Raw genomic sequence first — 26,002 nt, 5'->3', positions numbered from 1 at the left:
TCGTCGGATAGTCTGTTCATGACACGTCTACCTGACAAACGAGCCAATCTGGCGGCAATGCGGCCCATATTGCCGCCGGATTTGTTTGCGTGGTTGGCGGATGACCAGCGAACGGCCAGTTCGCTTGTTGGTGGACCGGAGGAAGGATGGAATATCGACCTTGGCGGTCGATTGCTCTATCCGTCTGGGGCGTCGGCGTATGTCGACCCGCAGGTTTCTGAGTTTCTTGCCAATCCTGTCCGGCGCATCAGTTTCGCGGCCTCTAATTTCCTGTTCGAGGAGGACCAGTTCGGACGGGATGGCCGGTTCACGCCGCGTCCCCTCGAATCCAAACGCCTTGCCGCGAAGTTGCATGAACAGGGCGAGTTCATCGCGGCCCGTTTTGCTGAAGCGCTGCTGGACCATGTGGACGGCCAAAGTCTTGAATGGTTCCCCGAAAAGGATGCCGGGCACCTTGTTTGCTTCGGTCTGGGACTTGGCCTTCACCTGCCGATGTTGGTCGACGCACTAGCCATCAGAGACCTCGTCGTGGTCGACCCGTTTCCGGAGTTCCTGCGGCACAGCTTGCACATTGTGGACTGGAAGGCGCTGGCGGATGAATTGAACCGGCGGGGCGGTCGGATCTGGTTCTGCATCGGGCAGGATTCACAGACCTTGGCCGAGCAGGTTCAAACGGCGCTGCGCGGGCCCAATTACATCCGTATCGACGGCGCCTATATGTTCCAGCACTACGATGTAGCGCCGCTGCCGGACGTCATTCGGCAGATCCAGGAAAGAGGACCAATCCTGGAAATGGCCAAGGGTTTCTTCGAAGACGAAATCCGAATGCTTACCCATACGGTTCAGCATCATCTGGCGGGACCGGCGCGTCTATTGGTGGATCAACCTCCATCGAAGGGCCCAATACCGCCGGTCCTTGTCGTCGGTAGCGGCCCAAGCGCGGACAAATCGATGGACCAGGTGGCGCGGCTTCAGCGGGATGGGGCGGTTGTCATCAGCGCCGGAACGGGGCTTGGCGTGGCGCTGAACCATGGGGTTACGCCCGACCTGCATTGTGAAATCGAGAACACGGTGACGATCGACGAAGGGTTGGGATTGCTGACCCGCGACCATGATCTGTCGAAGATAACGCTACTGGCATCCTGGACAGTGTCCCCGCGAACCAGCGCTTTCTTTCCCAATCGCATTTTCTATTTCCGGGACAGCAATGCGGGAAGCCGCTTGTTCGCTAGGCCCGAACAGGTGATCGGATTGTCAGGCCCTACAGTGGCTAATCTGGCATGCCGGGCGGCGATCGCCTTGGGGGTGCGCGATATTTACCTGTTTGGAATAGATCTCGGTTCCCGTGCGCGCGACGTCCATCATAGTGAGAAGTCGGCCTATAATCTGGTCGAGGACGAATTCTGGAAGACCGGCCGGGGCATGGACGGGCTTGAGATCGAAGCGCCCGGCAATCGAGGCGGCACGGTTTTCACAAGCCGCCAGTTCCAACTGACCCGGACAGGGTTCGAACGTTTGATCCGAGCCTATGATGGAACGAATTTTCATAATTGCAGCGATGGTGTTCGGATCGCGGGGGCGGACCCGATTGATCCGGTGGGTTTGAGTTTTGCGGGAAGTGAAGCGACGGCCGCCGTGGACAGTGTCTTGGCCAAACTGGGCGCAGCAGCGGATCCCGATCCGGAACTCTGTCGAACCAAGCTTCTGGCCTACCGACAGGCGCTTTTGCAGTGGTGGACCGGTGTGGAAGATTTATTGCGGCGGCCTGATTTGGATTTGGACGGGCTGATAGATGGGCTTTATCCGATGATCGAGGATGGCTTATCCGCCACGCGGATGGATGCCATGGGGGCTATTCAGGCAAGCTTCGCGGGATCGATCACCAGCATGCTGCAATTGTCCTACACGGTCCTGCGCCATTTGCCGAACGGCGATCGGCAAACGGCGACCCGGTTTCTGGCGCCTCGTATGCGCGAAATCCTTTCCGACTCGGTCCGGCGGGCTGAACAGAATTCCCGTGACTTGGAGAGTGAAATCCCCAAATAGACGGGGAAGTATAAGCAAAGGAGCGAACCTATGACGGTCAAACCGTTGCGTGCCTTCTTGGTGGTGATTGGAATAGCGGGATTGTTGAGTGCATGCGACGAAGCGACTCCGCGCGTGGTCGAAATGTATGTCGATAACAACGGGACCATGCGGTATCTGCCCGAAGCCGCGCAGAAAGGACCGATCCTGGTTCAAATACTGCCGCGCGCGATTGCATCGGCCAGCGGGTATGAAAGCATCACCCTCGATTTGATGAACGATGCCGCCAATCAGCGAACCAAGAACATTTTTACGGCAAACCATGGAGCTGCAAAAAGCGCAGTTCGCGTCATCCATATGATGGGTGCGGGGTCGGGTGTCAGCGGTTCGTCGCTCTGCGGCGGCACGGTGCCGGAAGGCGTGCGCGGTGAAAAAGAACTGAAGATCGTTTCTGTCCTTTGCCGTGGCGGTCAGCGCCTTGCTGAGGCACACGGTTGGGTGCGTGTGGAAACGGCGGCGCAGGACGAGGAATTCCGTCTTGTCATGATCGATCTCATGAATGGGTTGTTCAAGCGGCCTGAAACAGAACGCTAGGCGGTACTGTCCGGATCAGGTTGCCGCAGTCCCAACTGCCGCGACCGAGATAGGTCCTGCCCCTGCGCGCCCAATGATATTGGCCCAGGCGGGATCAGGCTTGCGGAGCGGCGCAATTTCTATGGACGGCGCAGTTTCCTCAGGCGTCATCAGCAATCCAAACCGGGCGAAGGCATTTCCCAACCGCCGGCTGCTGGTAACCGTTGTAATCAGCGGCGATAGCAGGGGGCCGACAATCAGCGGTAAGAACCAAAGCAGCGATTGCGGGGCGAGGGTTAGCACCAGGGCTAGAAGGGCGCCGCCAAAGACAAGGTTGGTGGCATGCCGCCGCAGGGCTTCAGCTATGGCCACGCTATGCCCGTTGCGGGCCTGACGATCCCATTTAACCGATACACCAAGTAGGATCGACACGACGAAACCGGTCTGAAAAACCATCATCACCGGCGCCATGATGACCGACATCGCGGTCTCGGCCAGACCGCTCGCAAACAGTCCCACTGCACCGCCGAAACGGGCCCTTTCCCGTGCGTTCAGAGCAAGCAGGAAAGTACCGAGAAACTTCGGCAGGATCAGCATGGCCATGATTGTACAGAAAAGTGTGATGGCCATGACATTCCAGTCGCCCGGTACCAGCGTGAACAATCCCGATCCTGGACCGTGATAGGCAAGGTTCGGATTGCTCTGGTCCAGCAGGTTCACGACGCTTGCCAGCAGGAACAAAAACCAGAGCGGGGAGGCGACATAGGACATGATGCCGGATGCCATGTGGAAACGGCTCAACGGCGACAAGCCTTTTTCGATCAGGACGCGTGAATGCTGCAGATTTCCCTGACACCAGCGGCGATCCCGTTTGACGTAGTCGAGCAAGGTCGGGGGAATTTCTTCGTAGCTGCCTTCCCCGACCGGAACGTTCCAAACCTTGTACCCTGCGCGGCGAATATAGGCGGCCTCGACGAAGTCGTGGCTCATAATTTCGCCGGATAGAGGCCCCTTGCCCTTCAATATCGGCAGGTCGCAACTTTCAAAGAAGGGGGCGGTGCGGATAATTGCATTATGGCCGTAGTAATTGCCGTCGCCCATCTGCCAGAAGCCAACCCCGGTATTGACGATTTCCGCTGTGGCACGACCGCCGAATTGTTGCAGGCGGCCGAATAACGTTTCGGACAGAATGGGGCGGGCAACCGTCTGGATGATACCCGCATCCGGGTTTTCTTGCATCATGCGAACCAGGTCGGCGATCAATCCACCGGACATGACGCTATCGGCGTCGAGCACGACCATGAAGTCGAAGTCCTTGCCCCAGCGCTGGCCAAATTCCGCGATATTTCCGGCCTTACGCCCCGTGTTCTTTTCCCGGCGGCGGTAATGGATCTTTCCGGTGCCGAGCAGTTCCGACAAATGCGCATGGCACTGACGTTCTTCATCGGCGATGGATAGGTCGGTGGTATCGCTGAGCAGAAAAAACTCGAACCGGTCCAAGTACCCGGTCTGTTCGATCGACCGGAATGTAGCTTGAAGACGGCGGCACGCGCGTTCGGGCTCTTCGTTGTAGATCGGCATCACGATCGCCGTTTTTGCCCGGACCGGTGCGCCGCGATCCAAATTGGCGAGGATTGGCGAGGATGCCTCGCCCGGATTCGGGCTGAAGGCTTGAATGATAAAACCGAGCATCGAGTTCCAGAACCAAATCGCGATCCAAACAAAGGACAGCGAGAACAAGACAAGCATGCCCCATTCAGCCGGCGTCATGCCCATGGGGCACAGAACTTGATACATGAATGTGACCGCTGCCGCTGTCATGGACAAAACGGGTACAGCGAAAACAAGACGTCGAGCGAGAGGGGCTACACCGTCCACAGATAACTCCATGTTTCAGTAAAGGGCTGGCCATCACGTTCCAGCCAAGCAAAAATTTCAGCCCGCTCGGCGTTTTGGCTTTGCAGGTCAAAAGTCAATTCGACGGTACCGTCTGAACGGCGTTTCAGAACAGTGTCCGTCACCGTTCCATGTGGACTGGAAACCCGTGCCGAGGCTTCGTCGAGTTCGCCTTGCGGCACCCCCCGGAACTGCACGGCGGCCCTCAAATAGGGCCGTTCTTTCCCTGTGTCCAGTGCGCTCATGCGGCTCGATTGGGCATACCCCATCGATTGGGACATAGGCGGATTTTCGTTCACCGAGGTGATGCGGTAATGCAGCTGGAATGGCTGGCCGGGGACTGGCATGTCTTCAGGCACCCAAAAAGCGGCAATATTGTCGAAATCGACGTCGATGCTCTCGATTTCCACTAATTGTACGTGGCCTTTTCCGAACGGGATCACCGGTTCAACCCAATAGCCCGGACGCATATGATAGCGCTTGTCCGGCGACGCAAAGACGTCGGGATCTTTTTCCCGCTGAAGCAGTCCGAACCCTTGCGGGTTTTCGGCGAAATGCTGGGTAACGGTAACACCACGACGGCGGGTCAGGGGGCGCCAAATGGTTTGCCCGTCGGCCAGTCGCATGCACAGACCGTCCGAGTCATGGATCTTCATGCCAGCGGCACCGGTCTGTGTGGCGCGCTCCGCGTCACCATACAGATACATGCTTGTAAGCGGAGCATATCCAAGCTTTTCGACGGTGTTGCGAAGGGTTAGTTCCGCCTCGACCTCGACCACCGTTTCGTCATCCGGTGTGATGGTGAACCTGTATGCTCCGCAAACACTCGGCCCGTCGAGCAGCGCGAGTACCCGCAGCTGCCGGTCGCCGGGATTTGGCCGTTCCAACCAGAAGGCGCGGAAATCGGGGAATTCCTCTTGGCGTGGTATTGCCGTGTCGATCGCGATTCCACGGGCGGACAGCCCGTATTGCTGATGCCGTCCAAGAAAGCGGAAATAACTGGCGCCGCGAAAGACGATCAACTCGTCCTTCCAATGGTGTTCCTCGTGCAGGGGGTAGAGGACCTTGAAACCGGCGAAACCACCCGCATGCAAGGCGTCTTCCCGCGCAGCGCCCTTCGGCAAGGCGGGCAGGCCGGACAGGTCGAAATCAGACAGGTCGTACCGTATCGCGTGCGCGTTCCCGGCAGCCAGCTCGGTCAATTCGACAAGGTCGTTCGCATATACGCCGGGCTTCTGGTAGTGCACTTCGAAATCCGAGCCATCATGCCAAAGCGCACGGTCGGGTCGGAATCGGATTTGCTGGAACTGGTCCGGCGTTAATTCGCGTAGGTAAGCTGATGTGGTGACGTGTGGTGGGTCGTAAGGCGCCGCGGCAAGGCGCTGGGCGACGATCTTCAATGTGTCGAAATCACGAACCGCTGCCCCGGTACGCGGGGCAGCCATGGCCATTCCGGCCAGGCCAGGCAGCAAAAAGCTGCCCGTGCCCGCCAGGGCCAAGCTTTTCGCAAAATCGCGACGGTTCAACATACAACCCCCAAATGGCCATTCAGGATCAACTAACCGGGAACGAGGCGTCATTGCCGGCTTGAAAGAGTTCCTATCCAATACGATCTATCATCGATCGTCGGCTGGTCCGGTTACACCCTTTTCATCGAATATCCGGCCCGGACGCCGCGATCGTATCCTGCCATATATCCGGCATAAAAGCGGCAAAAGTAAGGCGAAGGCAGACACGTCTTGTCACAAATTCGTGACGCTCTTTTAGTTGGTTTTGCTAGGGTTTTCCGGCAAACACAGTAGAAAGCGTGTGGATATTCCGGGTCGCTTGTCGCACTTTTTTATGATGTGCGTACGGACAAATCCCGGGCCGATACCCAATTGGAAGGATGCGGGGTCAGATGAACAGCGGCGAGCATCATTCGTCCGGCGGGCAGCAGACCGAAGCGGCCCATCATCCGGTACGTCGCATTCGCGATCCGCGCCTGGATTTCTTCCGGGGCATCGCGATGCTGATCATTTTTATTGCCCATGTGCCCTGGAACCATTGGGCCAATTTTATTCCCGCCCGTTTCGGGCCGAGTGACGCGACGGAAATGTTCGTTTTCTGCTCGGGCTTCGCGGCTGCCATTGCCTTCGGCGGCACATTCATCCGCGCTGGATTCTGGATGGGAACAGCCCGGGTCGTTTATCGCGTTTTCACCCTCTATATCGCCCATATCATGATGTTCCTCTCAATCGCCGTTGCGGTCTATGTGGCGAACCTCTATGCGGTCGAGGAAGATTACGTCAGCAGTCTGGCCCTGAACCCGTTCTTTGAGAATCCCGGACAGCAGCTCGTCGGACTTTTCACGCTGACTTATGTGCCGAATTATTTCGACATCATGCCGATGTATATTGGCGTGCTGTTGATGATGCCGTTGGTCGTCTTGGCGCAGCGGGTGCATACCGGCTTGGCGATAGCGTTCGTCCTTGGCCTTTACGTCCTTCAGTTCAATCAGCAATGGGACCTACCCGCAGCACCTTTCAACGACGAATTGGTCTGGTTTTTTAATCCTTTGGGTTGGCAATTACTGTTCTTCACCGGTTTCGCACTCAGCAGAAAGTGGATCACGGCACCGCCGGTTACGAGGCCGTTGGTCATAACCGCCCTGGCGATTGTGGTATTGGGATTCTTGGTGTGGAACCGTGCGGCCTGGAAGGCTTTTCCGGAAGTCATGGTGCTGTATGACGTTCTGTCGGACAGCGGAGCCTATATCGGTTTGGATCTGGGATTGCTGGGCAAGACGGATTTCGGCTTTGGCCGGTACATCCACTTCATGGCACTCGCCTATCTTGCGGTCGCAATGCTGAAAGGGCGGGAAAGCTTCCTCTACGCGCCGATCTTTAACCCGATCCGTAAAGTCGGACAGCAGGCGCTTGTTACCTTCGTGGTGTCGATGTTCCTCAGCCGCATCGCCGGCATGATCCTGGATGTGATCGGCCGGGACGGGTGGCAACTGACCCTGGTGAATTTGGGCGGTATGGGAATATTGGTCGGCGTTGCCTATTTCATCGGCTGGTATAAGACGCAGCCCTGGCGCGCCGTGGACCGGCATGTGAACTCGGCCCAGGCAAGTGCGCATCGGGTCGGCAAAGCGTCGGTTTTCGAATCTGTCCAAGGTAAAGCCGGGGACAAGCCTCAAACCGATTTTAGTCAGGGCGCCCGTCCGGTGCCGGCGGAATAGGGGGCACGGCCCCGCATGGGAAACCGAATCCATGCAAGCCTATGCCGCTTTGCCGTGACGGTTCTGTTGTTGCTGTGGTCGTCGCAGCCGGGTTGGGCTGACGGCTCCAAATTACACGAATCTCTATTGTTCCAAAGCGACGCACTAGGCCGACAAATGGCCTATTCGATTTATTTGCCGGATGGATACGACAAGGGTGGCCCATACCCGGTCGTCTATCTTCTTCACGGTCTGGGCGGTAGCGAGTTGGACTGGCCTAATGTCGGCGGCGCGGGACGAACTGCGGACAGGCTGATCGCGTCGGGCGATATCAGACCGATGATCATCGTCATGCCGGATGGGGAAGACAGTTGGTATATCGATTCAACGGCGTATGGGGGACCGGGCGCATTTGAAACCGCGATCCTTGACGACCTGATCGGTCATATTGAAACGCGCTATAAGGCTGATAACAGTCGCGCTGCGCGGGCCATGGCGGGCCTTTCCATGGGCGGGTTCGGGGCGATCCGCTTTGCGGTGAAACATCCGAACCGTTTTGCCGCGGCGGTCAGTTTCAGTGGTGCGATCGTGGACGACGCCTTGCCGGACGATCCGGTATCCGAAACGCAGATCAAGTTGTTCCGCGGGGCTTTCGGAACCCCCTTCCGCGCGGCGAATTTCAACCGGGAGAACGTGTTCGCTTTTCTTCCCCGGCTGGTTCACGCCGATATCAGCCCAAAAATCCTGCTAACCGTTGGGGACGATGATTATTTTACCCTGTATGAGGGGGCGTTCCTCACCTTCCTGCGTTTGCGGGCGATAGGAATCCCGGCGGAACTGCGTGTGACCGACGGCAATCACTCCTGGAAATTGTGGCGGCGCGAGTTGGACCGGGGCTTACGGTTCATCGATGCGGCTTTTGCGTCCGCCGTCGATGCTGATTGAGGCGGGCACGAGGCGGTCAGAGGGTCTTGATGTCGTCCAAATCGAATTCAGGTGTATCGTATTCCTTCAGCGCTGCGAAATGGTGGGCCGCGTCCTGGGCGTAAAGGCTGCTTACGATGCCGTCCAGCAGGCGCGGTAGAGCGTATTTCAAGCCGTTCATTCCCCCACCGCTGAAGCCCTGGGATAACGTTGATCCGAATGTGAACAGGTGGAGGTTTACCAGGTAGGGTGCTGTGCCCGGTTCCTTTTCAGTGAATTCGAACCCAGGGCCCAGATAGGGATATTTCTCCAACGCGGTGTTCTGCTCGTCCGCCGGCGGGGCGTATCGATCCCCCCAATTGGCGATTTTCTCATGGAAAGAAGAAAGTTCCGGCCTAAGGGCAAGATCGACCGTGAAGCCGGTCCCACAAATCAGGAAATCCGCTTCGATACGCCCTTTCGGCGTTTCAATCGCGACGATTCCGTCCCGAAGGGATATGTCGTCCAAGGAAGCTTTTGTAACCAATGTGAAATTGGCGTGTCGTGTGACGCGCGCAACGGTTTCCCGCGGCGGGGGTTCGCGCAGGGTCAGGATATAATTCATGAACCGCCATCGCCATTCGTCGGGCAGGCGATGAAATCCGCCGAGGAACCCCGACTGTTCCAGGTGTTTGTACGTTTGCACACGGTGCAATTGGTTTCGCCGGGTCAGAAGATGTACCGATTGCGCGCCCGCTTCCAATGCGGTTGCCGCCTGATCGAATGCGGATGCACCCGCCCCCAATACCGCGACACGCTTCCCTGAGAGGGAAGCGAAATCAATCGCGTTCTCAGATGCATGAGCGTAGGCGCCTTTTGGCAAATTCGATTGCACGATGCTAGGAATGTGCCAGTCCCCGCCGCCTTGGATGCCTGTGCACAAGACAACCTTTCGCGCATTGAGCGTCATGGGCGCGCCGGTGTGATCCACGGCTAGGGCATAGCCGAGCCCGTTCGGCGTAATAGAGGCGAGTCTGCAGTCGTTCCATATCGGGATGCCGGTCACCACACGCAGCCAGGTTAAATAATCCTGCCATTGCGTATTCGGTATCTTGTCCAAACCGTCCCAGGCGGACTGGCCCCATTGGGCAAGAAACCAAGAACGGAAGGTGAGGGAGGGAATGCCCCAATCCGGCCCGGTCAGGTATTTTGGCGAGCGCAGGGTCGGCATTCGCGCGAACGTCGTCCATGGCCCTTCTTTTCCTTCCGGCGCCTGATCGATCACCAGAACTTTGCCTGCGTTTTCCCGGATCAGACCGATAGCGATAGACAGGCCGGCTTGGCCCGCGCCGACAATGACGACGTCATAAGACTGCGTGCCTGGGGTTTGAACCGGCTCCGGCATCCAAGGTTTGAAAGGAAAAGAAAGAGTGTCCAGGTCTTGCCGAACCCGGTCAGCGAGCGCCGCGAGCCCTTCTTCTGAGTGCTGCGGCTTTGTCGTACTTGTCATGGATGAAACTCGCAGGAAAAGGCGGGAGGATACCGTGCATCAGGGTTGCCGGTTGCTGCCTGATCGTCAAGCGAGGAGGGGGTATGTTTTGAGGTGCGAAAACGTCCGCCGGCAATCGGAAGCCCGCGCTGGACAGCTGCCTTTACGAGGCTTCCGGCGGCGGTTGTTGTTGCTGAAGGGTGATTTGGACCCCGTCCTGCTCGAATATCGCCTGACCGCCTTCCAACTGGATGGTTTCATCGTCGATTTCGACACTGGTGACGTTTTCGCCGAGCAGGATCGTCAGGTCGTTATCCTCATCCGTCATGGTGACAACATCCTCAACCTTCAGCGAAAGCTGAAGTTCATCGACACCCGATAGGTCCAATATCTCGATGTTCCGAATGTTTGAGAATTCATCCCCTGAAAGCGCGTGCGGTCCGAGCTCGTCGGAGTTGAGCTGGAAAGTGTCTACACCCTCGCCACCGTCCCGGACACCAGAGAAATTGCCCTGGGCGCCGCTGGAAACCCGCGATTCCGGCAGTTCATCCATGGTGGACACCAGAACATCATCGCCCGTTCCACCGAAAAGCTGGTCTTCGTAATCGTCGGCGATAAGAACGTCGTCCCCGGTCTGGCCGTCGAGAACATCGATACCATCCCCGCCGATCAGGTAGTCGTCACCGGACCCGCCCGCGAGGCGATCATTTCCATCGCCGCCATAGAGGGAATCCTGACCGCTACCGCCGGAAATATTGTCGTCGCCGTCGTTCCCTTCAACGATGTCATCGCCTTGGAACCCTGCTACGAAGTCATTGCCGTCGCCGCCGGAAATATAGTCGTCGCCCTGTCCGCCGGAAACCAGATCGGCACCGTCGCCGCCCAAAAGGCGGTCATTGCCCGAACCGCCGTCAATAATATCGTTTCCGGTACCGCCATCGACATAGTCTTCGCCGTTACCCGCGTTCAGGTAGTCCTCGCCGTCGCCGCCGAACAGCACGTCGTCGCCATTGAAACTGCGCACAACGTCGTTGCCGCCGCCCGCGAAGATAAGATCCGCCCCGTTGGTCCCGAAGATGGTTTCCCCGAAACCTTCATTGTCGGCCGTGGCATTGGCCAACGCTTCGGAGACGTCGACAACAGAGCCATCACTGCCGAGCATGCCGATACGAACGGTTTCGAAACCTTGCGCGACAATATTTGGCGTGGTCAGGGTGAGAACCGCTTCGTCCGGTGACGCGATATAGGATTGAAGCAAGCCGAGTTGACCGGAAGAGATCACTTGGTTCAGGCTTCCTGCCGTGAGCAACAGGTTCAGGGTGTCCTGACCTTCGCCGCCCGTATAGGTCACGGCATCGCCATCGCCGATCGCGGTTGTGACGGTGTCGTCGCCACCGCCCAAATCGATTGTCGTCTGGCTGTTCAGGAAATCGAGGCCTGAGAAATCCACCGTTTCGCTACTGTCGGATAGCGCGATGAGCAGCGGGCTTCCGGTATCTACAACGCCGTCGCTATCTGCATCGCGCCCGATTGCGTCTACTCCAGACTGTGCTGCGCTGAAACCGTCGCCAATGCCGTCAAAAGCAGCGGCCTGCACCACAACCGTATCCGTGCCTTCTTTGCCGGTGTCTGCATAGCTATCGACGCCATTGCCTTCCGCCCAAAGATAGGTGTCCGAGCCTTCACCGCCATCGACGGTGTCGTCGCCTATGCCGCCGTCGATCAGATCGTCGCCATTGCTGGCCTGCAGGTCGTCATTGCCCGCGCCGCCATAGAGTTCGACGTCACGGTTGACGTCTTCGCCGACGGTAACCGTATCGTCGCCGTCACCCATGTTCAGGGTCAGCGTATCGTTGGTCAGGTCTGTGTTGGAAAGATCGCGCAGTTCGACCGTATCCTCACCCGGACCGAAATCGATATCGATTTCTTCGTACCCGTCGGCGGTGACCAATTGGCCGGTGAGGGTGTTGGTCAGGGTGACCCGGCCCAACGCGTCCTGGGCGATCACCCAATCGTCGCCCGTCGTGGCGCCATTGAATCCGGCGTCCAGTGTTAACTTATGGGGGCCATCATCAGCCGGTGCGACGAGGTCCAGATCCTGGCCGGGCTGCAGGACCACCGTGCCTGTTCCAGTCTCGGTGTCGGTGATCGTAACCGTGACCGTGCCGCTGACCGAGATGCTGTCATGAGATTCCTTTTCGGTCGCGATTGCCGTTACCGTCAGGTCGATTGAACCCGTTGTTCCCGGGGCGGGCGTGATCGTCAGGCCCTCCAGCTCTGCCTCGGTCAAGGTGACCGAACCGTCCTCGTTGGTGGTCCCGGCGCTGAGCGTCGCACCATTCAGGCCTGAAATCGTGATCGTCAGCTCTTCCGACCCGTCCAAATCTGTCAATGTGCTTGAGATATCGACCGGGATCGGCGACGCGGACTCACCGGCCGTATCGTTCAACTCAAGAGTCGGCAAGTCGGCGAGGCCTTCCACAGTAACGGTGAAATTCGTTGTGGTCGTCTTGCTGTCATCGCCGTCTTGGGACGTGACGGATGCAGTGAGATTGATGTCGCCGGAGAAGTTGAGGGGGGGCGTCATCTCCAAGCCCGCCAGATCGGCCGCTGCGATCGTCAGAATGCCGCCGGTGAGGGTGCCGGCCGAGAATGTCGTACCCGGCGGGAAGTTCGAAATGGTGACTTCGGATAGTGCTTCGGAAGAATCCGTCAGAAATGCCCCGATATTGAGCTCGATGCCACTGTCTTCCGCCGTCTCCTCGTTCTCAGCCGAAAGGGTGGGTGCGTCGGCAACGCCGGCAACCGAGACGACAAAGCTCTGCGTGGCGGTTGCCGTATCACTTTCATCACTATCCGGATCTGAATCTGTGGATGTGACGGAAATGGTCAGCTCCATGTCGCCCGAAAAATCGGCGGGCGGCTGGAGGCTGAGCCCGGGCAGGTCCTCCACTGTCAAGTACAACACGCCATCCACGAGGCTTCCTGCGTTGAATGTCGTGCCGGGCTCAAAGCCGGATAAGACGATCGGGGAGTCCATGTTGGGGTAAAAACCGGTGATGATTACGCCAGATTCGCCTTCGTTGAATCCCGTTGTGACTTCGAGGGGAGATATGGCCTCGGACCCATCTTGGTCCGTAACCGTTGCGGAAATATTCAAAGCGATCGAGGTGTCTTCAGCACCTTCGACCGAGGCGGCTGTCACGTCGGGCAGATCGGCAACCGGCGTGACCGTGACATCCAGGGTTTCGCCGACGGCTTCGACGGTACCGAACTCATCAACGGTGGTGACCGTGACGGCAAGGTCCAGGTCGTCGGAGGAATCCGCGGCGGGCTCGACTGTCAGGCCCTGCAACTGATCGACGGTGAGGGTGACGGTACCGTCGCCATTTTCCGTACCGGCAGGATTTCCGTCGCCATCGACGAGGGACGCCCCGTTCAGGTTTCCGATGGTGATGCTGACGGACTTGCCCGGCAGGACATCGACAACCGCCAGGTTCAACAGGATCGAGCCGTCTTCTTCTACGCTCAGTCCATCTTCCGGCAGCACAGCAAAGGAGGGGCCGTCCAGTTCAACGGTTTCGAAGTTTTGAATGTCCAGGCCAAGCTGCTGGAATGGCGCGGTGTCGAACTCTTCAGGTGACCCCGATGCGGCGTTGCCCAGCATGGCGTGGATATCAAGGATAGCCTGCCTGAATTCCGGGTTTTCAAGGGCTTCCGTGTCGTAGTTGATGACAATCGTGTCGCTGTCCGCGCCACCGTCATAGGCGTCGTTCACGCCGTCGGTCTGCTCCTGGCCGACAACGAAGATGGCCCTGTCGTCGCCTTCGCCACCGTCCACGGTGTCGGATCCGCTGCCGCCGTCGAGGAGGTCATCGCCGGCGCCACCGCGAACAATGTCATCGCCGCCGGAACCTTGTATATCGTCATTGCCGGCATCGCCGTTCAGTGTGTCGGCAAGCGAGCCGCCAAAAATCTGATCGTCGCCGTCGCCACCGGATATTGTATCGGCGCCATCGTCCGTTGCCGACTCGATCCCATCGGTACCGATAACGCGCGTGTCACCGTTTTCTTCGGTTACGACGGCGATACCACCGGACAAAACGTCATTTCCGGCACCGCCTTCGATAATGTCGTTACCAACACCGCCGGCAATCGTGTCATCCCCACCATCGCCGAACAGCGTGTCGTCTCCGGCGCCGCCATCAATGGTGTCATTGCCATCGACACCTTCTTGGTTGGCCAGTTCTTCTTCGTTACCGGTATTGCCGTGAATCGTATCGCCGAACTCGCTGCCTTTGATGTCGTCGTTCCCAAGTCCGCCGTCGATGACGAGGCGCGTATCGACCGTTTCACCGGTGGTGATCGTGTCGTCGCCGTCCCCGGCGAAAATTGTGATCGTGTCCGGAATGATGCTGGTGCCGCTAAGGTCGCCGATGTCGATTGTGTCGCCACCGCCGCCCAACGTGATCGCCAGTTCCTCAAACCCGTTGATGGTCAGGTTCATACTACCGTCCGTACTGGACAATACGGCTGACTGAAGGTCGGGATTTACACTGTCACTGGTTGTGCCACTTTGAAGCGTAAGGCTTGAATTCCCGGCACTTCCAAGCGCTGAGGCATTCAAATGGAGTTGTTGGACGCCCCCTCCGGGAGGGGCGCTGACAGAAAAATTCCCCGGAGAAAGATTCGGCAAATTCTTGAAGTGCCCGTTTTCATCACCCTCGCCGGGATCGAGCGCAGTGACCGTCGATCCGCCTCCTCCGGTACTCCCGCCACCGGTACCGCCGCCAAGGACGCCGTCATCAGGGTCGCCACTGCCGTCACCACCGCCACTGCCGATTCCCGAAAGGCCAGGATCACCATCGCCTTCGCCTGCGGCGCCAGGCGGGGTACCGTCCAGCCCGCTCTCGCCGATGCCCTGGTTCCCAATATCGCCAAATTCGTCGCTGGCGCCTTCGTTGCCTTGTTCGTCACCGCCAGCGGCCGTGTCAATATCGTCCAGGTCGTCTGCAATGTCCTGTAAGTCGTCATCGTCGGCGGAGGCATGGTCGTCGGGTATTTCCTGACGGACCGGATGGAATCCGATCGCGTCGCCGTAAATGCGTTGGATTTCTTCCAGCGACAGGTGTTCCGGATCGGACGGGGGCAGGGTGTAGGAAGAAATTAGCGTGGTTTCGCCGATACCGGTCAGCAGCACGCTTCCGCCGCCGTTTTGAACGAAGACAGCGCCTTCGAAAATGGTGACGTTTGTCGATCCGTCCAAGGCGTCGACATTGACGCCGAATTTCGTGCCGCGGATTCCGATCGTGGCAACCGGCGTTTTGACGGAAACGTCTTCCGGATCGCTTTTGCCTATAGCGCCGCCGGTAAACATGAAGGCGCCTTGGATGACGTTGAAGACTTGGCTGTTGGAAGCCATGTCCTGCGGGTCATAGATCAATTCGTCCAGGATGATGCGGGCGTTTGCCGCCATCGACATGGTGCTTTTGTCGGAAAAGATGATGCCGATCGCGGAATCCGCGCCACTGACCAACGTGTCGCCTTGGAACAGCGCATCGCCTTCATTCAGCGTGACCTGTGTACCGTCCGCTCGGATTACCGTGATAACACCCTTTGTCGTGTCGACAGTCCCGATCGGTTCTTCCAGGGTCGAAAGTTCGCCATTTTGCGCGACTTGGCCAGGCGCGCGCGGTCCGGCAAGTTTTGCGGCGACATCCGCGGTTATGCGAGACCCGGCAAGGGTGAAGAGGTCGGGTGGGATTTCCTGAGCGAAATAGTCTGTGACCAGGATCAGTTGGCCGTCCGGCGTTTCCAAGAGTAGGTCGGGCCCGCTGCGGCTGTATTCGGCATTTAGCAGTGCATCGCCGACCGGAACCACAATAGCGGCCGACGTGCCATCGAACACATAGTCCGGCGTTAGATCGGCGACGGATTTGCCAGCATGCGCGCCAGCGTCCTGTCCGTTGCTCTGATTGGTGGCCATAACCGCTTACCTTCGAATTTTATGTCTCTATCGACCCAGTACTCAATAATAGGCAGTTTTAAAAAATGCGCCGTGACGCAGGTCACAATGCGAAAGTCGCCAGATCCCCCGATAATTCAAGAGTTTTTGGCGTAGGAACGCCTGTTGGATTTCAACCTTTTGGCCCCAAAAAAGGTTGAAGACATGTTTGGAAATGGGGGGATCCATTCCGTACGCTGTCGACTATTATCGATGTTAGAATACGGTTTTTGGAAGCTTATTCCTATTGGAAAACGCAAACATCAGCGGAATATTGTTAAAGTCTCCCGAAAATTTAGTTAAAATTTTATCGATATTTAAGGATCTCGCGGTACTTAGAGATGGATTAAAGGAAGTCGTCAACCTTGGGAAATGTGCCGGGCATCAAATCATGCGCAGCTTTCCGCCCCAGAATACTAGTTTCGTCGCCCGGTTGAAGACCGTCGCCGGGCCGCAACCATACCAAATGTTCTTCGGTCAATACTGTGCCTGCTGCGACGGGTTTGCCGATGGCGATCGACCGTCTGATTTCAATCCGGGATGGGGATTCGCACGCTCGGGGGGATTTTTCGCCGGTCCCAAGAACGAGTTCGGCCTGCCGGATTTCCGCAACCATTTCCGCCATCGCGGCGGGATCCGCCGACAATTGATGGTCCCGGAAATCCGAGTAATTGTTATCAAGTGTAAAATGTTTTTCGATGATTCTGGCTCCGGCGGCGACCGCAAGCACAGCCACGGAAATCCCAGACGTGTGATCGGAATACCCTATCGGACATCCGTAGCGCTGCCGTAACGTCGACATAGCCGCCAAATTAGCCTCTTCATCTGGTGTGGGATAAGCGGATACGCAGTGAAGCAGCGCAATTTCCGCATCTTGGGACGCCTCCGGTCGGGCGGTTTGGGCGGCCTCCATGGCAATGTCGATTTCCGGTAAGGTGGCGTTTCCAGTCGAGATCACCATTGGCATGCCATGCTGTGAAACCTCCCGGATCAAGGGCAGGTGGGTGATATCGCCGGACGCGACTTTCATGATGTCTACGATGCCCCCCAGAAACCGGGCACTGGAATGGTCCAGCGGGGTAGACATGAAAAAGAGGCCGCAGGAATGGGCAAGTTCAGCCAGATCGGTAAATTCCGCCTCAGAGAGTTCGAATCGCTGCATTCGGGCGAACCGTTCCTCCTGCCTGGGACTGATGAATTCTTCCGTTCGGAAAGTCTGGAACTTTACCGCGTCGACACCGGCTTTCGCCGCTTCCTTTACCAGATCGGCCGCTACGGCTGCGGACCCTTCATGATTGTTGCCGACTTCGGCGACGATAAAGGTCCGATCCGCTGGGAACCCTTTAAAGTGTGACATAAGAAAAACCTTCCAAACATTTTTAAAAATGAAATTATTTACAAAGCCGGAGAGTGCGGCTGCGAGCTTCGGCGGCTGACAAAGCCGACGCGAAGAGTTTCGGGCGATTCTTGCACCGCTCAAGCCGGGACCTCATGGCAGGCAGTTTGAACGGTAACAATTGTCTCTGGCTGTTGACGACAAAGAATTGCGTTTAGGACCCTGCCGACGGTAAAGTCTTACCTGTATTGGGGGCTACGGAAACTTCCGTGCTGTGGCAGGTAATAAAGTCTACGTCGATTTGCGTGGACCCAGCTGTGCGTGTCTGAGCCATGATCACGCGCGGAGACTTGTGGGATGCCGACAGACAACGATTCCAACCGTGAACAGGATGCCGTTCTATCGGTCCAGGCATTGCACGAAAACGATTCCCACACGCCTCATATCCAGTTGGCCCAAGGTGCGCCCAGTATTGGCAGCGTGGCAAGCCTGACCGGCGCGGCGACGATTGTCCGCGCCACGGGCGAAACGGTTCAAGCTGAAGTCGGCACGCCGGTTTTTCAGGACGACACATTCGAAACCGCTGCCGGCGGCGGTGTCGGTCTGTCATTTGATGACGGCAGCACGTTTTCCCTCGGGCCAGATGCAAGACTGACGATCGACAGTTACGTCTATGATGCCGGCGGCGCCGATAGCAACATGGTGATGAACCTGGCGCAGGGGGCGTTTTCCTTCGTCAGTGGGCAAGTTGCGAAATCGGGCGACAACAATATGACGATCGTTACGCCGACTGCGACGATCGGGATCCGCGGCACCGCCGGCGCGGGGGACGATGATGAAATCGTCCTGCTGCAGGAGCCCGGACAGCAGCTGGGCGAACTGACGGTCACGACCCAGGGCGGTACCGTTTCGCTGACCACGCCCAACTCGTACACAAATACCACGAACCCTCTTGCACCCCCGACGCCCCCGGCTCCACGCTCGCTGGGCGAAATTCAATCCCAGTTCGGTGGTGCCCTGCGCCAATTGCCCGTCCAATTACCCGCCAACCAGAATCTTCCCACCGGCGCTGACGGAAACAATGGCGGCGGGGGAGCCGGCAGTGGCGCTGAGGGAAATGCCGGAGAGGGCGAAAACACCGAGGGCGAAGACGGCGAAGGTGAAGACGGTGAAGGTGAAGACGGCGAAGGTGAAGACGGCGAGGGTGAAGACGGCGAGGGTGAAGACGGCGAAGGTGAAGACGGCGAAGGTGAAGACGGCGACGGTGAAGACGGCGAGGGTGAAGGCGGCGACGGTGAAGACGGCGACGGTGAAGACGGCGAGGGTGAAGGCGGCGAGGGTGAAGGCGGCGAGGGTGAGTCGACCGGAGAGGCGCTCCCGCAAACTTCAGGCGACGACTCACTTGCAGCAGCACCAACGCCGCCGCCGCCGATAGTGCCAAATGTCGCGCCGCCAGGGCTGGCGCCACCGCCACCGCCACCGCCACCATCGCCACCACCCCCTCCGCCACCGGATCCTGTTATCGATGATGGCGGTGGTGATGGCGGTGGCAGCCTTGGTGAAGAAAACATTATCCAAGTCAATTCTAGCTCGACGGTCACTCTAACCGCCGCACCAGACCGCATTGAAGTCATCGGGGGCGAAGTGGCTGTAACGATCGTGGGAACCCTCGAAGGTGGCGACAGCATTATCGATGTCACCAATACCGGCGCCCAAGCGATCTTAATAAACGACGTGACGTCCCACAGCTTCACGGTCGACGGCATCGAAGACGTTCAATTCGGTGATATGACCGGCTCGGAACTTCACAGCATCGCGATCGCCGGAACTGGAACGGTGATCTTCAATACAAATAGTGGGCCGCTCGACGCGAATTTTACCGGGGACGACACCGATAACACATTTAATATTGGTTCCGGCATAAGCGGCATTTCCTTCATAAGCGCCAATATGGGGGGCGGTTTTGACACGGTGAACATCAACACCGACGTCGAGGTGAACCTGCTTTTAGGCGAAGTCGAGTTGGTGTCCAGCGCGCTGGGCGGGACACAGAACGTTGTCATGGGCAACGAGGCGTTCGGTGTTAGTTTTGATCTCGGCAGCGGCGCGTTCGATGAGTTAAGTCTCGCCGATGGCGGAAACAACATTACAGTCGCGAATACGGAAACCATCGCCGGCGGGGCCGGTGCGGACATTCTGGAACTCTTGGATTCCAGCGCCGAAGACGTCAATTTGGGCGGCGGGTCGGATACTATCACGATGAATTCCGATCCACTTTCGGGCGGCTTTTTTAATGGTGGAGCCGGCACTGATACGCTGAATCTGGCATCGGGTTCGTCGAATACAGCATCCGTTGTGAATTTCGAGTTTATCAACGGTGTCATTGGAACGTCGGAATCCCTGTTTTTGAATTCGACAGTCGGAAACAGTCCGATCATTGACTTGGGGGACTTCGACGACGCCGATCTTCTCAGTCTGGGCAATGGTGGGAATGATGTAACCGTGCTCGACCTGAAAAATTTTCAGGGCGGCGATGGTGATGATTTCGTTTCACTTCTGACCGCGCTTGACTCTACTTCGGACTATGACGGCGGTGGCAGCGGTAACGATATTGATACGCTCATCTTGCTTGACGACACGGCCAACAGCGCAGTCATCAACGATTTCGAAAAGATTGAAGGGAATTCCACGACCGGCATCGATTTGATCTTCGAAGCAGGCAGTCAGGTGAACACCGATATTACGTTTACCGGGACTGGGGCCGATACAATCACGATCGACAGTATCGGTAGCTTTGCGAACGTGGATGGGGTCGAATTTGTCTTTGGCGGCGTCGGTAACGACACGATCATCAATATCGGTGCCAGCGGCACGATATTCACTCTGGGTGATGGAGGTGATGTTGCAACCGGGGCGAGCGTGGCCAGTGATATTTTCGAGTATGTCGCTCAAACCGATGCCGACGTGGGTGAATTGGAGCAGATCACCAATTTCCAGGCCGGAACCGACGAGATCGACATTTCCACCCTAATACAAGGCACCTTCGCCTATATCGGCGCCGCTGGGTTCTCTGAATCCGGCAATACCGAAGCGCGTTTTGTCGACGGCACGGAAACACTTGAGATCGACCTTAACGGCGATGCGGTTGCGGACATGGAGATCATTATGAATGGCATTACCGCCAATGATCTCACCGATTCGGATTTCGGGCAGACAATCGCGCAGACCTAATTTCCGGAAATACAGGGTCCTCCGCAACGACCAGGCGTCGTTCTCCATAAACTTAAGCTTCGGTTAATGTATTTCGCCGACACTCGTCGTCCCGGACGGGTGGCTATCGGCTATTCCATCCAACAGAATTTAGTGCGTCTTAAGTATTAGTCACAAGGGAAGGTAATCCATTTGTTGGTATCTTCTTACCGTGACTGCGGTAGAGTTGTGCGTTAGTTCGGTGTTTTAGGTAAAAAAGGTCTATTATTTGGCAATTTATTTGCAAATAAATAACCACGTTACCTATGATGATTTTCGTATTGGGGGCGGGTCATAACCGGTAAGACGAGCCGCGCATCACACACCGGAACGGTGTGTATTCGGGCGGATCGAGCGGACCGGATGAACGTTCGGAGTAAAGGGTAGAATGCCTGACATCATCTTAGGGGAAGAGCGCGGCGCGCCGTCAGAATTCGATCGGGGTCAGAACGACCATGTCCAGATCGCTCAATCGCTATCCTCTCAAGGATCCCAATTCTCCGAACCGGCAGGGCAGGTCCAACTCTCGCAAGGCGCTGCCAGTATCGGGACTGTTTCGAACCTGACTGGACAAGCGACGATCATTCGCGCGTCGGGTGAAACGGTTCAGGCGGAACTCGGCACCCCGGTATTCCAAGACGATACGTTCGAAACCGCCGCCGGTAGTGGTGTCGGCCTGCAATTCGAAGACGGCAGTTCCTTTTCGCTGGGCGCGGACGCCCGCCTGACCATCGACAGCTTTGTCTATGACGCCGGCGGCGCCGACAGCAATATGGTGATGAACCTGGCGCAGGGGGCGTTCTCCTTCGTCAGTGGCCAGGTCGCGAAATCCGGCGAAAACAACATGTCGATCGTCACGCCGACGGCGACGATCGGTATCCGGGGCACGGCCGGCGCGGGGGATGACGATGAAGTCGTCCTGCTGCAGGAGCCGGGCCAGCAGGTCGGCGAATTGACCGTCACCACACCGGGCGGCACGGTTTCGCTCACCACCCCGAACTCATACACGAACACATCCGACCCCTTCGCGCCGCCGAGCTCGCCGACGACGCAATCCCTGGGCGAAATCCAATCCCGTTTTGGCGCCGCCCTGCGAGATCTGCCTGTATCGCTTCCCGCCAACCAGAACCTGCCCGCAAGCGGCACTGGCAATCGAACCGGTGAGAACACAGAATCCGGCGAAGGCGAGGGTGCCGCCGAAGACGGGGCAGATGAAGAAGGCAATGAGGACGGTCAGGAAGGCGACGCGGGCGAGAATGCCGATGCGGACGCCGCCGAAGGCGAGGAAGACGCTGCAGAGGATGGTGAAGAAGATGTAGACGGCGAGCCGGGTGAAGACGGGCCGGGTGAAGACGGGCCGGGTGAAGACGGGCCGAGTGAAGACGGGCCGGGTGAAGACGGGCCGGGCGATGACGGACCGGGTGATGACGGGCCAGGCGATGACGGGCCAGGCGATGACGGACCGGGCGATGACGGACCGGGTGATGACGGACCGGGCGATGACGGACCGGGCGATGACGGACCGGGCGATGACGGACCGGGCGATGACGGACCGGGTGATGACGGACCGGGTGATGACGGACCGGGCGATGACGGGCCGGGCGATGGCCCTGGACCGGGGCCCACAGGGCCTGGACCGGGGCCCACAGGACCTGGCCCCATTCTGCCGGGACCGCCACCTCCACCGCCACCACCACCGCCACCACCGCCGCCACCGCCACCACCGCCGGCGACGTCTCCGACGGATACTGGGGGCACTGATGACCCCCCGCCGGTTGTGACCGATCCAACCCCCGAAGACCCGCCGCCGGTCCAGTCGTCTGTCCCGACCTTCCCGCTGACTGCAGGGGCCGAAACGTTCACCTTCGGATTGGCGAATGAGGTCGTACGGTTCACGGGTTTGACGGACGGTGACAGTTTCATCGATAACGGCCCCGCATCGCCGCAATTCGCCGTTCTTGATACGGCAGGCCCCCATACGTTCACGGTCGATGGTGTTGAAACCGTCTTCTTCAACTTCGTCCTGAATAGCGGTGACACGCACAATATCACGATCCAAGGGCCGGGCGCCGTCAACTTTGATGCGCTAGGCGGCAGCTTCAACGGAAATGTGCTGGGCGACGCGGTGAACAATACATTGACCATCGTCGACGACAGCGGCATCGATGCCGTCTTCCCGGTTACCTTCGCAAATACCACCGGGGACACCTTCAGCGGGTCGATCGATCTATTGGGCGGTGCCGATATCGTCGATTTCGGCGGCGCCGGGTCGGACCTGACGTTTCAGATAGATGTCAGCAACGTAGAGACCTACATCGGGTCATTGGGGAATGACGAAATCACCCTTCTGACCACACTGGCGGCAGGCGACATCTTCGATGGTGGCGGGCCGGGAGACACTGATATCCTCAATTTGGCCGGTGGGGTGAATGTCGGGACCATCGTCAATTTCGAAACCGTCAACGGTGTGGTTGGAACGACGGACGACCTGACTTTGGAAACAGTCATTACCGATGATGCCTTGTTCGATCTTGGTAACGTTCCCGACCTCGACGTCCTCCGCCTTGCCAATGGTGCATTCAACATCTTGCGGGTGCAGGATTTGGAAACGCTTTTTGGCGGCACCGCCGATGACGACGTCGGGGTGCTGTCAGATGTCGCCGGTTTGTTCGATCTGGGGGGCGGGTTTGACACGCTGGATGCGACCGGGGCAGGCAACTTCACGATTGGCCAGGCTGTAAGCATCGAACAATATCAAGGATCCGCTGGCGTGGATAACGTCACCTTGGGGTCGGACCTGTTTGCCGGTTCGGTCTACGACGGCGGCGCGGGCGCCGATGTTCTGACATTATTCGGTGGTTCCTCCAACGTTGCCGCGATTTTTGATTTCGAACAGATATTCGGCGGCGCCGGCAACGAAAACCTGACCTTCGAAAACACGGTCGGGGGATCGCCCGTCGAAGTCGATTTGGGTGCGGGTTCAGACATTCTGAACCTTGCGGACGGCGGCAACATCCTGACCATCACCAATGTCGAGTTCACCGACGGCGGTTTCGGCAACGATGTCATCACCGTATTGAACGCAGGCGCCAGCGTAACGATAACCGATATTTCCACGGGCGACTTCGATCATGTCATCAATGGCGATGGCGGCACGGGCTTCTTCAGCCTGGATAGCATCGAACAGTTTACCGGCGGTGCCTCTTTCGACGATGTGACGATGCTGTCGGACCTAACGACAGGATCTGTGTTTGATGGCGGAAGCGGGGGCGGACAACTTACCTTGGCCCTGGGGTCCATCAACAGCGCGACCATCGTCAACTTCGATCAGGTTATTGGCGATACCGGCAACGAGTCCGTGGTTTTCGAAGCGCCCGTCGGCGGAACGCCAATTCTGATCGACATGGGGGTCGGAACTGACGACGTCACCCTGGCCGGCGGCGGCAACGTTGCTACATTCCTGGATACGGAGTTCATCTTCGGCGGTGCTGGCAACGACCAGATATTCTTGGACGACACCTTAACCAGCGGCATTGATCTCGGTGCCGGGTCTGACGAAGTCATCCTGAACCAGAACGGCGGCACATATAATTTTTCGGTCTTCGCCGGCGTGGAACTGCTCACCGGTGTCAATGGCGGACCGTTTGAAATAGTGACCTTCTTCGATGCGCAGGTCGGGTTGGAAATCGACCTTGGCCTTTTCGGCGATGGGGACCAGGTCAATCTAGCCGATGGCGTCGCGAACTCCGTCAAGATTTTCGATCTCAACAACATCTTCGGCGGCACCGGGAATGACAACGTTATCCTGGGAACATCAAATGCTGGCCAAATCGCCCTCGGCGGCGGCATCGATACGGTCGATGCCAGTTTCGTAGTGGGATCGACGATCAACACATTGACCGATGTCGAGAACTTTATTGGGTCGGGGGGAACGGACGACATCACGCTGGGATCGGTGCTGCTGACAGGGTCTGCTTATAGCGGCGGTGCGGATGGTGACGCCGATGTTCTTCGGCTTCTCGACGGCGTGAACTCGGCGAATATCGCTCATTTTGAAGAGATCCTCGGAAGTGCTTCGGCAGACACGCTGAATTTGGAAGGTGGCATCGACGTTTCCTTCCAAACACTGATCAATCTGGGCGCCGGGTTCGATGTTCTGAATCTCGCCAATGTAAACAACGATGTAGCGGTCACAAATATCGAGAGCGTTAATGGCAGCACGGGCGATGATACGATCGAAGTGCTGAACAATTTGGTGGCCGGAAACACGTTTAACGGTCAGGGCGGTTTCGATACGTTGCAGCTTGTGCCCGGATCGACGAATTCCGCTACAATCCTCGATTTTGAACAAGTCTTCGGTGTCGACGGAACGACTGAATCGATCTTCGTGGAAACCAATATCGCCACCGATACATTGTTCGATTTAGGCTCGCAGAGTGATTCCGACAGTCTGGCCCTATCGAATGGCGGAAACATCATCTCCGTCCAGGATCTGCAACAGTTTAACGGTGGAATCGGCGACGACATCGTTACCGTACAGGGCGATATCTTAAGCGGTGCCATTTACAACGGTGACGGGGCCGGTGGCGATCTGGATGAATTGATCCTCCAGGACGGCACAAACGTCCAGGCAACGATCCAAGATTTCGAAAAGATAAGTGGGAACACGGCCGCCGGTATAAATCTGTCGTTGGAGAACGTCGGCGGGAGCATCGGGGATATCATCTTTACCGGCGGTGGCAACGATACAGTCACACTACTTGGATCGCCGAATAGTGTGCGTATCTCAGGCGTCGAGAACTACAACGGGGCTGTCGGCGGCGGAGATACGCTTGAGTTGTTGACGGGCGGCGACACAGTAAATGTCACCGAAGTCGACATCATTTTCGGCAGCGCCGGTAACGATACGATCAACATCGTGGATAGTACGGCTGGCGATATCACCTTGGGCCTGGGCGACGACATTTTCTCAGGTGCGACCGGTGCCACCGATTTCATCTTTTTCACGGCCTTCGCGGATGCCGTTGCCGACGGGGTCGGGAATGGGGCGGAAACCATCACGAATTTCGAAGTGGGTACCGACAAGCTAGACATCACCGCCTTCGGTGTCGGCAACTTCTTCTACAATGGTGCGGGCGCGTTTACCGGCGGCGGCACTGCTTCGTCGCGGTTCGTGAACGGAACCGAGTCGCTTGAAATCGATATTGACGGTGATGCCAACGCGGACTTGGAAATTGTCATGAACGGTATTGTCGATACGGACCTGTCGTCCGGCGATTTTGCGTTCTAGGGCTTTTCAAACCGGACTGGGCGGCACTGGTC

Annotated in this window: 11 protein-coding genes; 6 read left to right on the top strand and 5 right to left on the bottom strand. The window is 57.7% G+C overall.

The window, feature by feature from the left end:
• The first annotated feature begins 18 nt into the window (after window positions 1–18).
• Both EOI86_RS09310 and EOI86_RS09305 read left to right on the top strand, forming a co-directional pair.
• Window positions 19–2,046, top strand: a complete 2,028-nt coding sequence (locus tag EOI86_RS09310) for a motility associated factor glycosyltransferase family protein (RefSeq protein ID WP_127764787.1) — start codon at window positions 19–21, stop codon at window positions 2,044–2,046.
• Window positions 2,047–2,076: 30 nt separating this feature from the next.
• Window positions 2,077–2,619, top strand: coding sequence for a hypothetical protein (locus EOI86_RS09305; protein ID WP_127764786.1), 543 nt, complete (start codon window positions 2,077–2,079; stop codon window positions 2,617–2,619).
• Window positions 2,620–2,634: 15 nt separating this feature from the next.
• On the opposite strand, the gene mdoH is transcribed toward EOI86_RS09305, so the two are convergent.
• Window positions 2,635–4,488 carry a glucans biosynthesis glucosyltransferase MdoH gene (gene mdoH / locus EOI86_RS09300; RefSeq protein WP_127764785.1) on the bottom strand — a complete coding sequence of 618 codons (1,854 nt, stop codon included), beginning with the start codon at window positions 4,486–4,488 and terminating at the stop codon, window positions 2,635–2,637.
• Complete coding sequence (locus tag EOI86_RS09295; RefSeq protein WP_161973756.1) at window positions 4,464–6,023, bottom strand: OpgD/OpgG family glucan biosynthesis protein; 1,560 nt, start codon at window positions 6,021–6,023, stop codon at window positions 4,464–4,466. Before EOI86_RS09295 ends, mdoH begins: the two co-directional genes overlap by 25 nt.
• Window positions 6,024–6,394: 371 nt before the next feature.
• Here EOI86_RS09295 and EOI86_RS09290 point away from each other — a divergent pair, with 371 nt between their 5' ends.
• Window positions 6,395–7,720: an OpgC family protein gene (locus EOI86_RS09290; RefSeq protein WP_161973755.1), complete on the top strand. Its 1,326-nt coding sequence runs from the start codon at window positions 6,395–6,397 to the stop codon at window positions 7,718–7,720.
• Between the two features lie 15 nt (window positions 7,721–7,735).
• Window positions 7,736–8,644 (top strand): alpha/beta hydrolase, encoded by a 909-nt coding sequence (locus EOI86_RS09285; protein WP_127764782.1) that lies wholly within the window; start codon window positions 7,736–7,738, stop codon window positions 8,642–8,644.
• A gap of 16 nt (window positions 8,645–8,660) precedes the next feature.
• On the opposite strand, the gene EOI86_RS09280 is transcribed toward EOI86_RS09285, so the two are convergent.
• From EOI86_RS09280 to EOI86_RS09270, 3 genes are all read right to left on the bottom strand, one after another.
• Window positions 8,661–10,112 (bottom strand): NAD(P)-binding domain-containing protein, encoded by a 1,452-nt coding sequence (locus EOI86_RS09280; RefSeq protein WP_127764781.1) that lies wholly within the window; start codon window positions 10,110–10,112, stop codon window positions 8,661–8,663.
• Window positions 10,113–10,254: 142 nt separating this feature from the next.
• Window positions 10,255–16,077 (bottom strand): FecR domain-containing protein, encoded by a 5,823-nt coding sequence (locus tag EOI86_RS09275; protein ID WP_127764780.1) that lies wholly within the window; start codon window positions 16,075–16,077, stop codon window positions 10,255–10,257.
• A 364-nt stretch (window positions 16,078–16,441) separates the two neighbouring features.
• Window positions 16,442–17,452: an N-acetylneuraminate synthase family protein gene (locus tag EOI86_RS09270; protein ID WP_127764779.1), complete on the bottom strand. Its 1,011-nt coding sequence runs from the start codon at window positions 17,450–17,452 to the stop codon at window positions 16,442–16,444.
• Between the two features lie 336 nt (window positions 17,453–17,788).
• Here EOI86_RS09270 and EOI86_RS09265 point away from each other — a divergent pair, with 336 nt between their 5' ends.
• Both EOI86_RS09265 and EOI86_RS09260 read left to right on the top strand, forming a co-directional pair.
• Window positions 17,789–20,662, top strand: coding sequence for a FecR domain-containing protein (locus EOI86_RS09265; protein ID WP_127764778.1), 2,874 nt, complete (start codon window positions 17,789–17,791; stop codon window positions 20,660–20,662).
• Between the two features lie 406 nt (window positions 20,663–21,068).
• Window positions 21,069–25,970 (top strand): FecR domain-containing protein, encoded by a 4,902-nt coding sequence (locus EOI86_RS09260; protein ID WP_127764777.1) that lies wholly within the window; start codon window positions 21,069–21,071, stop codon window positions 25,968–25,970.
• Window positions 25,971–26,002 lie beyond the last annotated feature (32 nt).

Origin of the sequence: Hwanghaeella grinnelliae (genome assembly GCF_004005845.1) — a bacterium.
GTDB classification, from domain to species: Bacteria; Pseudomonadota; Alphaproteobacteria; order UBA8366; family Aestuariispiraceae; genus Hwanghaeella; species Hwanghaeella grinnelliae.
This window is presented reverse-complemented; position numbering and strand designations above follow the sequence as displayed.